The 13,814-nt window shown below is 62.6% G+C and carries 13 protein-coding genes; 8 read left to right on the top strand and 5 right to left on the bottom strand.

Annotated features, from left to right (window positions below):
* Positions 1–250: 250 nt before the first annotated feature.
* Complete coding sequence (locus BLQ09_RS04475; protein WP_027605957.1) at positions 251–763, top strand: glycine cleavage system transcriptional repressor; 513 nt, start codon at positions 251–253, stop codon at positions 761–763.
* A 222-nt stretch (positions 764–985) separates the two neighbouring features.
* Here BLQ09_RS04475 and rarD read toward each other — a convergent pair whose 3' ends face one another.
* From rarD to BLQ09_RS04450, 5 genes are all read right to left on the bottom strand, one after another.
* Positions 986–1,870 carry an EamA family transporter RarD gene (rarD, locus tag BLQ09_RS04470; RefSeq protein ID WP_027605956.1) on the bottom strand — a complete coding sequence of 295 codons (885 nt, stop codon included), beginning with the start codon at positions 1,868–1,870 and terminating at the stop codon, positions 986–988.
* A 122-nt stretch (positions 1,871–1,992) separates the two neighbouring features.
* The gene (locus BLQ09_RS04465; protein WP_015886213.1) at positions 1,993–2,967 is read right to left on the bottom strand and encodes a serine/threonine protein kinase; all 975 of its coding nucleotides are present in this window, start codon (positions 2,965–2,967) and stop codon (positions 1,993–1,995) included.
* A 165-nt stretch (positions 2,968–3,132) separates the two neighbouring features.
* Positions 3,133–5,031 carry a PhoX family protein gene (locus tag BLQ09_RS04460; protein WP_092355543.1) on the bottom strand — a complete coding sequence of 633 codons (1,899 nt, stop codon included), beginning with the start codon at positions 5,029–5,031 and terminating at the stop codon, positions 3,133–3,135.
* Between the two features lie 79 nt (positions 5,032–5,110).
* A complete protein-coding gene (locus tag BLQ09_RS04455) occupies positions 5,111–5,875 on the bottom strand; it encodes a TOBE domain-containing protein (protein ID WP_092355540.1) in 765 nt (254 codons plus the stop codon).
* A gap of 52 nt (positions 5,876–5,927) precedes the next feature.
* Positions 5,928–6,665 carry a ComF family protein gene (locus tag BLQ09_RS04450; protein ID WP_092355537.1) on the bottom strand — a complete coding sequence of 246 codons (738 nt, stop codon included), beginning with the start codon at positions 6,663–6,665 and terminating at the stop codon, positions 5,928–5,930.
* A 92-nt stretch (positions 6,666–6,757) separates the two neighbouring features.
* Between BLQ09_RS04450 and bioB the strand changes: the two genes are divergently transcribed.
* The 7 genes from bioB (at position 6,758) to BLQ09_RS04410 (ending at position 13,693) form a co-directional block, all read left to right on the top strand.
* The gene (gene bioB / locus BLQ09_RS04445; protein ID WP_010207025.1) at positions 6,758–7,813 is read left to right on the top strand and encodes a biotin synthase BioB; all 1,056 of its coding nucleotides are present in this window, start codon (positions 6,758–6,760) and stop codon (positions 7,811–7,813) included.
* Positions 7,814–7,859: 46 nt separating this feature from the next.
* Positions 7,860–9,041: an 8-amino-7-oxononanoate synthase gene (gene bioF, locus BLQ09_RS04440; protein ID WP_092355534.1), complete on the top strand. Its 1,182-nt coding sequence runs from the start codon at positions 7,860–7,862 to the stop codon at positions 9,039–9,041.
* Positions 9,034–9,765 (top strand): alpha/beta fold hydrolase, encoded by a 732-nt coding sequence (locus tag BLQ09_RS04435; protein WP_092355531.1) that lies wholly within the window; start codon positions 9,034–9,036, stop codon positions 9,763–9,765. The genes bioF and BLQ09_RS04435 overlap by 8 nt, the downstream gene beginning before the upstream one ends.
* On the top strand, positions 9,758–10,570 hold the full coding sequence (bioC, locus tag BLQ09_RS04430; protein WP_027605948.1) for a malonyl-ACP O-methyltransferase BioC: 813 nt from the start codon (positions 9,758–9,760) through the stop codon (positions 10,568–10,570). The genes BLQ09_RS04435 and bioC overlap by 8 nt, the downstream gene beginning before the upstream one ends.
* The gene (bioD, locus tag BLQ09_RS04425; protein ID WP_027605947.1) at positions 10,567–11,247 is read left to right on the top strand and encodes a dethiobiotin synthase; all 681 of its coding nucleotides are present in this window, start codon (positions 10,567–10,569) and stop codon (positions 11,245–11,247) included. The genes bioC and bioD overlap by 4 nt, the downstream gene beginning before the upstream one ends.
* A gap of 106 nt (positions 11,248–11,353) precedes the next feature.
* Positions 11,354–11,635: a hypothetical protein gene (locus BLQ09_RS04420; protein WP_027605946.1), complete on the top strand. Its 282-nt coding sequence runs from the start codon at positions 11,354–11,356 to the stop codon at positions 11,633–11,635.
* 252 nt (positions 11,636–11,887) lie between these two features.
* Complete coding sequence (locus BLQ09_RS04410; RefSeq protein ID WP_027605944.1) at positions 11,888–13,693, top strand: phenylacyl-CoA dehydrogenase; 1,806 nt, start codon at positions 11,888–11,890, stop codon at positions 13,691–13,693.
* Positions 13,694–13,814 lie beyond the last annotated feature (121 nt).

Below are 13,814 nucleotides of genomic sequence, written 5' to 3'. Positions count from 1 at the left end.
CGGAGCTTATGCGCTGTTTCGGATTTTCATTATGTAGTGCACGGGAGGGCATACTACATGATGACTTGCGGTTGTGAAAATTAGACTAAATACGTCGTTTAGCGACCCACTTTGGTCGTACGGTCACAGCGGAGAACCGGATGTTCTCAAAAAACTATTGGATTGTTCCAGATAAATATAAAAATGGTACACGATTTGTTTTCGCGGGCCCCCGGGTCCACCTTGTAGATTGAATTCAGAGGGCTTCGCCATGGACCATCTTGTACTCACTATTATCGCCGCCGACAAACCCGGCCTGGTGGAACGCATCGCGCAGAACATCGCGGCCCACGGCGGCAATTGGCTGGAAAGCCGAATGGCGCATATGGCCGGGCAGTTCGCCGGGATCCTGCGGGTCAGCGTGCCTGCCGAGAGTCGTCAGGCCTTGGTGGGGGCTTTGGAGGATTTATCCACACACGGTATTCGCGTGCTGGTGGGCGAGGGCAGCAGTGGCCAGGCATCGGCGTCCAAGTCGATCGTGATGACGCTGCTGGGCAACGACCGCTCGGGCATCGTGCGCGAGATCACGGCGCTGTTGAGCAAGCAGGGCGTCAACCTGGAGCGCTTGAGCACCGATGTACGCCCGGCACCGATGAGCGGTGATCCGCTGTTCAGCGCCGAGGCGCTGTTGCAGGTGCCGTCGAGCTTGTCCTTGGAGGCGTTGCAGGAATCCCTGGAAACCCTGGCGGATGATCTGATGGTGGAACTGCACAGCGAGGAATAACCATCCGCAAGGTTATGCATGGAAATCTTGCATGGGCCTGTGGATAACCTGTAGAGACCCGGCGCCAGGCCACGCCCACCGGGCTTCTCCGCCAGCTGAGCAAAAAACGAGCAGTTTCAAGGGCTTGTGCACAAATGGCGGGGACCAGGTTGTGGATAACCTTGGGGTGGATCTCTGCAAGCCAGGCCGGCTGGGGCTTGCAGAGGTTTGTACGTTATTTGATCAGCGTTTGCGCACGCTCAACCAGGCATCGACGCTGTAGACCACCAGCCCGGCCCAGATAAAGGCAAACGCGATCAGCGTGCTTGACGCCAGGTGCTCACCGAACAGCAGCACCGCTTCCAGCAACACCAGGGTCGGTGCCACATACTGCAAAAAGCCCAGGGCGGTGTAGGGCAAATGCCGTGCGGCGGCGTTGAAGCATACCAGCGGGATCAACGTCACCGGGCCGGCCGCCACCAGCCACCAGGCTTCGGATGTGCTCCAGAACGCCAGTTGTGCACTGTGGGCCGACGGGTTGAACAACAACCAGGCCACCGCAATCGGCACCAGCATCCAGGTCTCCACCACCAGCCCCGGCAGCGCCTTGACCGGCGCCTGCTTGCGGATCAGGCCGTAGAAACCGAAGGTCAGCGCCAGTACCAACGATACCCACGGCAAGCTGCCCACCTGCCACACCTGTTGCGCCACACCCACTGCGGCCAGCCCCACGGCCACCCATTGCAGGCGGCGCAGGCGCTCGCCGAGGAGCAGCATGCCCAGCAGCACATTCACCAGCGGGTTGATGTAGTAACCCAGGCTGGCTTCAAGCATACGCCCGCTGTTCACCGACCACACATAGGTCAGCCAGTTACCGGCGATCAACGAACCGCTGAGTGCCAGGATTGCCAGGCGCCTGGGGTTGTCGCGCAGTTCGCGGAACCAGCCCGGGTGCTTCCACACCATCAGCAGCAAACCACCGAACAGCGCTGACCACAGCACCCGGTGCACGATGATTTCGGCGGCGGGCACACTGGCGATGGCTTTGAAGTAGAGCGGGAACAGACCCCAGATGACATAGGCGCTCAGGCCCAGGATGTACCCCTTGCGGGGGTTGGCGGCTTGCATGCGTAATCCTTGCTTAGGCAGCTAACAAAGGGCGATTGTAAGGATATTTGTCAACCAATGGGACTGGCTTGGTAATGCGGTCTGCTTTGTGTGGGAGGGGCTCCCTCCCACATTAAAAGCAATCAGAAGAGTTTCAGCGGCTCTTCGTTGAGCGCTGAGAGTTGCTCGCGCAGCGCCAGCACCTGGTCGCCCCAATACCGCTCGCTGCCGAACCACGGGAAGCTGTGGGGGAACGCCGGGTCATCCCAGCGCCGTGCCAGCCACGCGCTGTAGTGCATCAGGCGCAACGCGCGCAGCGGCTCGATCAGCGCCAGTTCACGCGGGTCGAAGTCGTGGAATTCCTGGTAGCCGTCCATCAGTTCCGACAGCTGGCCCAGGCATTCCTGGCGATCACCGGCGAGCATCATCCATAAGTCCTGCACCGCCGGGCCCATGCGGCAGTCGTCGAGGTCGACGATGTGGAACATCTCATCACGGCACATCATGTTGCCGGGGTGGCAATCGCCGTGCATGCGGATGTTCTTGTGCGGCGTGGCTTTGTAGACCTCTTCCACGCGCTTGAGCAGGTCGCGGGCCACGGACTCGTAGGCTGGCAGCAGGCTCTTGGGAATGAAATTGCCTTCGAGCAACGTATTGAGCGAGTCGTGGCCGAAGTTCTTCACACCCAAGGCTTCGCGGTGTTCGAACGGGCGGGTGGAACCCACGGCGTGCAAGCGGCCGAGCAGTTGCCCAAGGCGATAAAGCTGGTCAAGGTTGCCCGGCTCCGGTGCGCGGCCGCCACGGCGGGGGAACAGGGTGAAGCGGAAACCGGCGTGTTCGAACAGGCTTTCGCCGTTATGAATCATCGGCGCGACCACCGGCACGTCGCACTCGGCCAACTCGAAGGTGAAACGGTGCTCTTCGAGGATCGCTTCGTTGGTCCAGCGCTGGGGGCGGTAGAACTTGGCGATCAGCGGTTCGGAGTCTTCGATGCCCACCTGATACACGCGGTTTTCGTAGCTGTTGAGCGCCAGAACGCGAGCGTCGCTGAGGAAACCGATGCTTTCGACAGCGTCGAGTACCAGGTCGGGTGTGAGGGTTTCAAACGGATGGGCCATGCGAACTCCTGCGCGCAGCAGGGCGCCGCGTCCGGCCGGGTATGGTACCGCACCAGGCTGGAGATAGGGGGCGCCTGTGCCATTGTCATCGGGGGCAAGCCCCCTCCCACAGGTGACCGCGTTTATCTCCAGTGTGGGAGGGGGCTTGCCCCCGATAGCGGTCTATCAGGCGCCGACAATCCCGCCATCATCCCGCCGAATCGCCATCACCGAGGAGCGCGGCTTGCCATTCGGCAGATGCTCCGGCCAGGTCGAACCCCCGGTTTCACCCGGGTGCTGGATCCCCACAAACAGGGTTTTCTGATCCGGCGAGAAGCTGATGCCCGTCACCTCACAGGCCACCGGCCCGACCATGAAGCGACGGATTTCACCGGTGCTCGGGTCGGCGCAGAGCATCTGGTTATTGCCCATGCCCGCGAAGTCGCCGGCGTTGCTGTAGTCGCCATCGGTGAGGATCCACAGGCGCCCGGCCTTGTCGAACCCCAGGCCGTCGGGGCTGTTGAACATGTTCTGCGGGTTGATGTTGGACGAGCCGCCTTTTGGCGTGCCGGCATGCGCGCCCGGGTTGCCGGCCACCACAAACAGGTCCCAGCTGAAGTCCGCGGCGCCATGGTCATCGGCGTTGGCCTTCCAGCGCAGGATCTGGCCGTAGACGTTTTTCTCACGCGGGTTGGGCCCGCCCACCGGTTGGCCGTCTTCGCCGCGCTTGGCGTTGTTGGTCAGGGTGCAGTAGACCTGGCCGTCGGTGGGGCTGACCACGATCCATTCCGGGCGGTCCATGCGCGTGGCTTTCACCACACTGGCGGCCAGCCGTGCGTGGATCAGCACTTCGGCCTGGCTGGCGAAGCCGGTGCTGGCGTCGATGCCGTTTTTGCCATGGGTCAGCTCGACCCATTGCCCTTTGCCCTTCGGATGATCGGCGTTGCCATCGCCCGCATCGAAGATGGCCACGTACAAGGTGCCGTGGTCGAGCAGGTCTTTGTTGGCCTTGGGGTTCTTGTGGTTGATCTTGTCGCGGCTGACGAACTTGTAGATGAACTCGCCGCGCTCGTCGTCGCCCATGTACACCACGGCGCGGCCGTCACGGGTTTGCGCGAGGGCGGCGTTCTCGTGCTTGAAGCGGCCCAGGGCGGTGCGTTTTGCCGGGGTGGATTGCGGGTCGAACGGATCGATTTCCACGACCCAGCCGTGGCGGTTGAGTTCATTGGGGTTCTTGGCCAGGTCGAAGCGCGGGTCGTGCAGGTGCCAGTTGATCTCTTTGCTGGCGGCCACCACGCCATAGCGTTTCTGCCCGGCATCGAACGCTTGCTGCGGGTTGCTGCTGCCGAAGCAGTCGGTGAAGTTCTCTTCACAGGTCAGGTAAGTGCCCCATGGGGTCTGGCCGTTGGCGCAGTTCTGGAAGGTGCCGAGGGCTTTTTTGCCGGACTTGTCGGCGCTGGTTTTCAACCATTCATGGCCGGCGGCGGGGCCGCTCAGGCGGATCGGCGAGTTGCCGTGGATGCGGCGGTTGTAGCGCGAGTCCTGGACGAACTGCCAGGTGTCACCTTTGCGCCGCACTTCGATCACCGACACGCCTTCACTGGCCTGGGCCTTGTGCACGTCTTCGGCCGATTGCGGCGCGCCGCCGTGGGCGAAGAGGTAGCGGTAGTTGGTGTATTCGTTGTTGATCGCCATCAGTGCGCGGTTGTCGTCGCCGGGGAAGGCGAACAGGCTCATGCCGTCGTTGTTGTCGCCGAACTGTTGTTCCTGGGCCTTGGCGGTGCCGTTGCCGGACGGGTTGAAGGCCGGCGCGCTCTTGTGCAGCGGCTGGCCCCAACTGATCAGCACCGAAGCGCTGTAGCCCGGCGGCAGGGTGATGGTGTCGCTGGTGGCCGCGGCGATGCTGGTAAAGCCCAGCAGCGGGCTGGCGGAGGCGGCGTTGACGGCCAGGGCGCTGCGGCTCAGCAGGTTGCCGCCGAGGAACATCGCCGCACCGCACAGGGCGCCGGCACCGATGAAGCGGCGGCGGGTGAGGCCGACCATCTGTTCGAGGTCGGTGGCTTGGTTTTCTTCTAATAGGTTCATGTCAGGCTCCCTGCGGTTTTTGCAGACACCATAAGGAGCGGGCGTGACGAAATTGTTGCAGTTTGAAGAGCTATTTGGCTCAGACCGGCGTGCCGAGCAGCACATTGCTGGCGGCAAATTGCACTTGGAGCGTCCTGCCAGCGGCGGCGCCCAGGGCCTCGAGTGCGGCGGGCTGCGCCAAGGCGCATAAAACCTGGCCATTGGGCAGGGCGATGCGCACTTCGCTGGGGCCGTCCTCGGCGGCGAGAATCGCGTCGACGGTTCCGCTCATGCAATTGTGTCCAGGTGTTGCAGGTTTGTCGGGCGCCAGCAATTCCAGCCAGCCGGCCTTGATCAGCGCAACAACTTCCACGCCGACCTCCAGCTCCAGCCGTTGCGTACTGTCATGGGTGATTTGTGCCGCCAGGGTCAGCCCTCCGGCGAGCTGCAAGTGAATCAGGTCGTTGCGGCCAAGCTGTTCAATCGCAATGACCTGGCCATGCAACTGGTTACGGGCGCTGGTGCGCAGCATCAAGCGGCCGAGCAGGTTGAAGTCGCTGGCGGCTTCGTCCGAGCCAAGCACTTCGGCCTGCAACACTTGCAGGCGCTGGTAGAGGCGCAACACCCGTTCACCCTCGGCTGTGAGTTTGGCGCCGCCGCCGCCCTTGCCGCCGACACTGCGTTCGACCAAGGGTTTTTGCGCCAGGTTGTTCAGCTCGTCAATGGCGTCCCAGGCAGCCTTGTAGCTCAAGCCCGCACTTTTGGCGGCGCGGGTGATGGAGCCCTGCTCGGCGATATGCCCCAGCAGGGCGATACGCTGGGGGCGGCGGACAATATGTTGGCTGAGCAGAGTCGGTAGGGACATGGGCATTCGCTGTAGTGGGATGAGCGGACGTTGCGGCCGCGAGGCATGAGAGTCAAGTGCCAGGCTTTGGTGTGCGGGCCAGGCAGTACACGTCTACCTGTCGCGCGCCGGCGTTGATCAATAACCGCGCCAGGCTGTGGGCGGTGGCGCCGGTGGTGAACACGTCGTCCACCAGCGCCAGGTGGCGGCCGCGCACCTCGGCACCGGGGGCCAGGGCGAAGGCGTTGAGCAGGTTGCGTTTGCGCGTCTTGGCGTCGAGGGCTTGCTGCGCGACGGTTTCATAAGGGCGTAGCAATAGATGTGCATCGTGGGGAAGGTCGAGGTCGGCGCTGAGCCAGCGCGCCAGCATCAGCGCCTGGTTATAGCCCCGTTCACGCAGGCGCCTGCGGGCCATGGGCACCGGCAGCAGCATGTCCGGGCGGGTGAGTGAGTGGTTGTCGAAGCGATGTTGCAAGTAGTGCCCCAGCAAGCGCCCCAGCATATGCCCGAGGGGCCAGCGTGCCTGGTGCTTGAAGCGACTGATCAGGGTGTCTACCGGAAAGCTGTAGGTCCAGGGTGCGATCACGTGTTTAAAGGCGGGCGGTTGTCTCAGGCACTGGCCGCAGACCAGGCCGTCCATCGCCAAAGGCAAGGCGCAGATTTCGCAATGCTCCATCAGCCAGGGCAGCTCGGTTTCGCAGACGTTGCACACACAGTCGGCGGTTTCAGTCGTCTCGTCGCAGATTAAACATTTCTGTATGTTTTTTGACCAGATGTAAACTTCGTGTTTGTAGCTTGGTTGACAGTGCATGAATCTTCCTTAAATATGCCGAGCATCCGTGTCGTGCCTGTGGGTATTGCCCTTCCCGCAGCGTTTGCCAAAGCATAATCAAGGAATCGCCCATGAGCGCCAGCACCACCGCCACCTTGCGTCACGATTGGTCTTTAGCCGAAGTCAAAGCGTTGTTCGTGCAGCCGTTCAATGACCTGTTGTTTCAGGCGCAGACCGTGCACCGCGCGCATTTCGATGCCAACCGTGTACAGGTGTCGACACTGCTGTCGATCAAGACCGGTGCCTGCCCGGAAGATTGCAAATATTGTCCGCAGTCGGGCCACTACAACACGGGCCTGGAAAAAGAAAAGCTGATGGAGGTGCAGAAGGTCCTCGAAGAGGCCGCTCGCGCCAAGGCCATCGGTTCGACCCGTTTCTGCATGGGCGCCGCCTGGAAACACCCGTCGGCCAAAGACATGCCCTATGTGCTGCAGATGGTCAAAGGCGTGAAGGCCATGGGCCTGGAAACCTGCATGACCCTCGGCCGTCTCGACCAGGACCAGACCGAAGCCCTGGCCCAGGCCGGCCTGGATTACTACAACCACAACCTGGATACGTCGCCGGAGTTCTACGGCAGTATCATCACCACCCGTACCTACAGTGAGCGCCTGCAAACCCTGGCCTATGTGCGTGAGTCGGGAATGAAGATCTGCTCCGGCGGCATCCTCGGCATGGGCGAGTCCCTCGACGACCGCGCCAACCTGCTGATCCAGTTGGCCAACCTGCCGGAGCATCCGGAGTCGGTGCCGATTAATATGCTGGTGAAAGTCGCCGGTACACCGTTGGAAAATGCCGAGGACATCGACCCGTTCGATTTCATCCGCATGCTGGCCGTGGCGCGCATCCTGATGCCGCAATCCCATGTGCGCCTGTCGGCGGGGCGCGAAGCCATGAACGAGCAGATGCAGGCCCTGGCGTTCTTTGCCGGTGCCAACTCGATCTTCTACGGCGACAAACTGCTGACCACCGCCAACCCGCAGGCCGACAAGGACATGCAACTGTTCTCGCGCCTGGGCATCCTGCCGGAAGCCCGTGAAGAGCATGCGGATGAAGTGCACCAGGCGGCCATCGAACAGGCGTTGGTGGAGCAGAAGAGCAGCGAGCAGTTCTATAACGCCGTTGTTTGATTCCCACCTGTTTTGACCGAGTTGCACCTGCCACCCCGAGGCCTGCATGTCTTTTGATCTCTCCGCGCGCCTCGCTGCCCGCCGTGCCGAACACCTTTACCGTCAACGCCCGCTGCTCCAGAGCCCCCAAGGCCCGGAGGTGGTGGTTGACGGTCAACCCCTCCTGGCATTCTGCAATAACGATTACCTGGGCCTGGCCAATCACCCGCAAGTGATCGAGGCCTGGCGCGCCGGGGCGTCCCGTTGGGGCGTGGGCGGCGGGGCTTCGCACTTGGTGGTGGGCCATGCCACGCCGCACCATGAGCTGGAGGAGGCGCTGGCCGACTTTACCGGGCGCCCGCGAGCGTTACTGTTTACCACCGGCTACATGGCCAACCTTGGTGCGGTCACGGCGTTGGTGGGGCAGGGCGATACGGTGCTGGAAGACCGGCTCAACCATGCTTCGCTGCTGGATGCCGGCTTGCTGTCCGGTGCGCGTTTCAATCGCTACCTGCACAACGACGCGATCAGCCTGGCCAAGCGCCTGGAGAAAGCCACTGGCAATACGCTGGTGGTCACCGATGGTGTGTTCAGCATGGACGGCGACCTGGCCGACCTGCCGGCACTGGCCCGTGCAGCCAGGGCCAAAGGCGCCTGGTTGATGGTGGATGATGCCCATGGCTTTGGTCCGCTGGGTGCCAATGGCGGCGGGATCGTCGAGCATTTCGGCTTGAGCCAGGACGACGTGCCGGTATTGGTCGGCACCCTGGGCAAAGCGTTCGGCACGGCGGGCGCGTTTGTCGCGGGCAGTGAGGACCTGGTCGAAAGCCTGATCCAGTTTGCCCGGCCATATATCTACACCACCAGCCAACCGCCGGCGCTGGCCTGCGCCACCCTGAAGAGCCTGGAGCTGCTACGCACCGAACATTGGCGGCGCGAGCACCTCGACCGGCTGATTCGTCAGTTTCGCCAGGGCGCCGAGCAGCTTGGCCTGGACTTGATGGACAGCTTTACACCGATCCAGCCGATCCTGATCGGCGACAGTGCCAAGGCCGTGCGCCTGTCGCAGATGCTGCGTGAGCGCGGCCTGATGGTCACGGCGATCCGCCCGCCCACCGTTCCCGCCGGCAGCGCGCGTTTGCGCGTGACCTTGACCGCAGCCCACAGCGAGGCGCAGGTACAGCTATTGTTAAACGCATTGGAAGAGTGTTTCCGCTTGTCTGGTGCCACGGAGCCCGACCATGCGTGATCGACTGATCCTGCTGCCCGGCTGGGGGCTCGGCGTATCGCCGCTGGAGCCTTTGGCCGCCGCCTTGCGTGGCCTGGACGCACACCTGCAGGTGCAGGTCGAGCCATTGCCGGCGCTTGCTTCCAGCGACCTCGATGAATGGCTCGACGAACTCGACGCCACGCTGCCCGACAACGCCTGGCTGGGCGGCTGGTCCTTGGGCGGCATGCTCGCTGCCGAACTGGCGGCGCGGCGCGGCGAGCGTTGCTGCGGCTTGCTGACCCTGGCGAGCAACCCGTGCTTCGTCGCCCACGACGGCTGGCCCCATGGGATGCCCGCCGAGACCTTCGATGCGTTCCTGGCCGGCTGCCATGCCGACTCCCAAGTCACCCTCAAGCGCTTCGGCCTGTTGTGCGCCAAGGGCGCCGAAGACCCGCGCGGGCTGTCGCGCCTGCTGGTCAGTGGCGCGCCGCATTCAGCGTCCAGCGTGTTGATGCCCGGCCTGGAACTGCTGGCCCAACTGGATACCCGCGAAGCCTTGCTGGCTTATCGCGGCCCACAGTTGCACCTGTTCGCCGGCATGGACGGGTTGGTGCCCGCCGAAGCCGCCAGCGACCTGCTAAGGCTGCTGCCGGATGTGGAAATCGGCCTGATTGAACAGGCTGGTCACGCTTTTCTTCTGGAAGACCCCCACGGTGTAGCGGGGGCCATCCAGGCTTTTTTGCATGAGTGCGTCGATGACTGATTTATCCCAGCCCTCCCTGCCGGGCGCCTTGCCGGACAAACGCCAGGTGGCGGCGTCGTTTTCCCGTGCGGCGGCCAGTTACGACAGCGTCGCCGAGTTGCAGCGCGCCGTAGGGCATGGGCTGCTGGCCCGGCTGCCATCAGCGTGTGCGCCACGTCACTGGCTGGATATGGGCTGCGGCACGGGTTATTTCAGCCGTGTGCTGGGCGAGTTGTTGCCCGCCAGCCAAGGTGTGGCGCTGGATATTGCCGAGGGCATGCTTAACCATGCGCGGCCTTTGGGTGGCGCACATCATTTTGTCGCGGGCGATGCAGAACGCTTGCCGCTGAAAGCCGAGAGCTTCGAGCTGCTCTTCTCCAGCCTGGCGGTGCAGTGGTGTGCGAACTTCGAGGCGGTGCTCAGCGAGGCCTATCGCGTGCTGCGGCCGGGTGGCGTGCTGGCGTTCGCCAGTTTGTGCGTCGGGACGCTGGATGAGCTGCGCGAAAGCTGGCGGGCGGCGGATGGCCTGGTGCACGTCAATCGCTTCCGCACCTTCGAGGCGTACCAGCACTTGTGCGCGGCCAGCGGTTTGCGCGTGGTCAGCCTGGAGCGACGTCCCCATGTGCTGCATTACCTGGATGTGCGCAGCCTGACCCATGAGCTCAAGGCGCTGGGGGCGCATAATCTCAACCCAGGCCGCCCGGGAGGGTTGACGGGCCGTGCGCGGATTGTTGCACTGGTAGACGCCTACGAGCAGTTCCGTCAGGCCGAGGGACTGCCGGCCACGTATCAAGTGGTGTACGCCGTCCTGGAGAAGCCCCTATGAGCGCCGCCTATTTCATCACCGGCACCGATACGGATGTCGGCAAGACCACTATCGCCGCCGGCCTGTTACACGCCGCCCGGCAAGCGGGCAGAAGCACTGCGGCTGGAAAGCCCGTGGCTTCCGGCTGCCAGGTCACGGCCAAGGGCTTGCGCAACGCCGATGCCCTGGCGCTGCTGGCCGAGTGTTCATTGCCGTTGAGTTATGCCGAGGTCAACCCGGTGGCGTTCGAACCCGCCATCGCGCCCCACCTGGCCGCGCGGGAGGCCGGCGTCGCGCTGACGGTGCAGTCGTTGTTGAAACCCATGCAGCAGATTCTGGCGCGTCAGGCGGATTTCACCCTCATCGAAGGCGCAGGCGGTTGGCGGGTGCCGTTGGCTGACCAGGACAACCTGTCGGACCTGGCCATGGCGCTGCAACTGCCGGTGATCCTGGTGGTGGGCGTGCGCCTGGGATGCATCAGCCATGCCTTGCTCACCGCCGAAGCCATCGCCCGGGACGGTTTGCCCTTGGCCGGTTGGGTGGCGAATATCATCGACCCCAAGACCTCTCGTCTGGAAGAAAACCTCGCGACCCTGGCCGAGCGTTTGCCCGCACCATGCCTGGGCCGAGTGCCAAAGCTCAAGCACGCCGGCGCCGAGGCGGTAGCTGAGTACCTGCAACTGGACCTGCTTGACTGATTCTGGCTATCGGCAAGGCATTATGCCATTAGTGTTTTTAACGGGCTTTTTGCCAGTATGTCTGCTTCAATTCAACTTCACGATTCTCTAAAGGCAGGTTGAAGCCATGGACATCTCTGGCAGCAGCGCGTTTTACTCGGGGCTGAGCACCATTCAGGCCGGGCAGAGCCGTGTCGACCAGGCCGCCGGCAGGATTGCCAGCGCCGCGACCACCCAGCCGTCTGACGCACAGAGCGACCGGTTGCAAGCCAATGACCGCGCCCAGCCGACGAATTCGGCGAGCAATATGGTTGAAATGGCCCAAGGCAAGTTTCAAGTGGAGTTGGGCGCCAAGGTCGCCAAGGCTTCAGACGAAATGCTCGGTACCCTGATCGACACCTTCGCTTAACCCCTCTTTCGTACGACCGGCTTCTTCCTGGGGCTGGTCGCCTTTGCGCAATCCTCCATTTTCTTCTGAACACCTTGTGGCATCCCGCCGCAGGCCTCGCCATGCCTGCCATTGACCCGCGTCATGACAAACGGTGTCTGGACGACGCTTGACATCCCCAGGTCGTAAACGTATGTTTCAAACACCTGTTTGACCGCCACAACACATCCACGCGGTTGTTCATTCCAGATACATCAGCAGAGGTTTATCGCTATGCCTGACTACAAGGCCCCCTTGCGTGATATTCGCTTCGTTCGTGACGAACTGCTCGGCTATGAAGCGCACTATCAGAGCCTGCCGGCTTGCCAGGACGCTACCCCGGACATGGTTGACGCCATTCTCGAAGAAGGCGCCAAGTTTTGTGAGCAAGTGCTGGCACCGTTGAACCGCGTGGGTGACATCGAAGGGTGCACCTGGAGTGAGTCTGGCGTTAAAACCCCTGCTGGTTTCAAAGAAGCCTACAAGCAATTCGTCGAAGGCGGCTGGCCAAGCCTGGCCCACGACGTGGAGCACGGTGGCCAAGGCCTGCCGGAATCCCTGGGCCTGGCCGTGAGCGAAATGGTCGGCGAAGCCAACTGGTCATGGGGCATGTACCCGGGCCTGTCCCATGGTGCGATGAACACCATTTCCGAGCATGGCACCCCCGAGCAGCAAGAGGCTTACCTGACCAAGCTGGTATCGGGCGAGTGGACCGGCACCATGTGCCTGACCGAACCACACTGCGGTACCGACCTGGGCATGCTGCGCACCAAGGCCGAGCCTCAGGCTGACGGTTCCTACAAAGTCTCCGGTACCAAGATCTTCATCTCGGCCGGTGAACACGACATGGCCGACAACATCGTCCACATCGTGCTGGCCCGCCTGCCGGACGCACCGGCGGGTACCAAAGGCATCTCGCTGTTCATCGTGCCCAAGTTCCTGCCCAACGCCGACGGCTCGATCGGTGCGCGCAACGCGGTGAGCTGCGGTTCCCTGGAACACAAGATGGGTATCCACGGTAACGCCACCTGTGTGATGAACTTCGACGCGGCCACCGGTTTCCTGATCGGCCCGGCGAACAAAGGCCTGAACTGCATGTTCACCTTTATGAACACCGCTCGCCTGGGCACCGCGCTGCAAGGCCTGGCTCACGCCGAGATCGGCTTCCAGGGCGGCCTGAAATACGCCCGCGATCGCTTGCAGATGCGTTCCCTGACTGGCCCGAAAGCGCCGGAAAAGGCCGCCGACCCGATCATCGTGCACCCTGACGTGCGCCGCATGCTGCTGACCATGAAAGCCTTCGCCGAAGGTAACCGTGCGATGGTGTACTTCACCGCCAAGCAAGTGGACATCGTCAAATACGGCACCGACGACGAGGCCAAGAAACAGGCCGACGGCCTGTTGGCATTCATGACCCCGATTGCCAAGGCGTTCATGACCGAAGTCGGTTTTGAATCCGCCAACCACGGCGTGCAGATCTATGGCGGCCACGGCTTTATCGCCGAGTGGGGCATGGAGCAGAACGTTCGCGACAGCCGTATCTCCATGCTGTATGAAGGCACCACCGGCATCCAGGCACTGGACCTGCTCGGCCGTAAAGTGCTGATGACCCAGGGCGAAGCGCTCAAGGGCTTCACCAAGATCGTGCACAAGTTCTGCCAGGCCAACGAAGGCAACGACGCGGTCAAGGAGTTCGTGGCACCGCTGGCTGCGCTGAACAAAGAGTGGGGCGAGTTGACCATGAAGGTCGGCATGGCCGCGATGAAAGACCGCGAAGAAGTGGGGGCCGCTTCGGTGGATTACCTGATGTACTCCGGTTACGCCTGCCTGGCTTACTTCTGGGCCGACATGGCGCGCCTGGCTGCCGAAAAACTCGCCGCCGGTACCAGCGAAGAAGCGTTCTACACCGCCAAGCTGCAAACCGCGCGCTTCTACTTCCAGCGCATCCTGCCGCGGACCCGTACTCACGTGGCCACCATGCTGTCGGGCGCCAGTAACCTGATGGACATGAAAGAAGAAGACTTCGGCCTGGCTTACTAAGCCTTACCGGGTTCATCTGAAACCGTCGCTTCCCTTGGGAGCGGCGGTTTTTTCATTGGGGGATAAAAAACACAGTGCAGCGCTCAGGGATTTTCTCCGGCTGCCGTTACAGTGATGGCAA

It is taken from the genome of Pseudomonas sp. NFACC25 (assembly GCF_900100935.1).
Classification (GTDB): Bacteria; Pseudomonadota; Gammaproteobacteria; order Pseudomonadales; family Pseudomonadaceae; genus Aquipseudomonas; species Aquipseudomonas marginalis.
The sequence above is the reverse complement of the archived record's forward strand: the minus strand, read 5'-3'. Positions and strand labels throughout refer to the sequence as shown.

Excerpts from the sequence above, each read along its gene's own strand:
- BLQ09_RS04475 (WP_027605957.1), top strand. The coding sequence starts at position 251 with ATGGACCATCTTGTACTCACTATTATCGCCGCCGACAAACCCGGCCTG.
- rarD (WP_027605956.1), bottom strand. The coding sequence starts at position 1,870 with ATGCAAGCCGCCAACCCCCGCAAGGGGTACATCCTGGGCCTGAGCGCC.
- BLQ09_RS04465 (WP_015886213.1), bottom strand. The coding sequence starts at position 2,967 with ATGGCCCATCCGTTTGAAACCCTCACACCCGACCTGGTACTCGACGCT.
- BLQ09_RS04460 (WP_092355543.1), bottom strand. The coding sequence starts at position 5,031 with ATGAACCTATTAGAAGAAAACCAAGCCACCGACCTCGAACAGATGGTC.
- BLQ09_RS04455 (WP_092355540.1), bottom strand. The coding sequence starts at position 5,875 with ATGTCCCTACCGACTCTGCTCAGCCAACATATTGTCCGCCGCCCCCAG.
- BLQ09_RS04450 (WP_092355537.1), bottom strand. The coding sequence starts at position 6,665 with ATGCACTGTCAACCAAGCTACAAACACGAAGTTTACATCTGGTCAAAA.
- bioB (WP_010207025.1), top strand. The coding sequence starts at position 6,758 with ATGAGCGCCAGCACCACCGCCACCTTGCGTCACGATTGGTCTTTAGCC.
- bioF (WP_092355534.1), top strand. The coding sequence starts at position 7,860 with ATGTCTTTTGATCTCTCCGCGCGCCTCGCTGCCCGCCGTGCCGAACAC.
- BLQ09_RS04435 (WP_092355531.1), top strand. The coding sequence starts at position 9,034 with ATGCGTGATCGACTGATCCTGCTGCCCGGCTGGGGGCTCGGCGTATCG.
- bioC (WP_027605948.1), top strand. The coding sequence starts at position 9,758 with ATGACTGATTTATCCCAGCCCTCCCTGCCGGGCGCCTTGCCGGACAAA.
- bioD (WP_027605947.1), top strand. The coding sequence starts at position 10,567 with ATGAGCGCCGCCTATTTCATCACCGGCACCGATACGGATGTCGGCAAG.
- BLQ09_RS04420 (WP_027605946.1), top strand. The coding sequence starts at position 11,354 with ATGGACATCTCTGGCAGCAGCGCGTTTTACTCGGGGCTGAGCACCATT.
- BLQ09_RS04410 (WP_027605944.1), top strand. The coding sequence starts at position 11,888 with ATGCCTGACTACAAGGCCCCCTTGCGTGATATTCGCTTCGTTCGTGAC.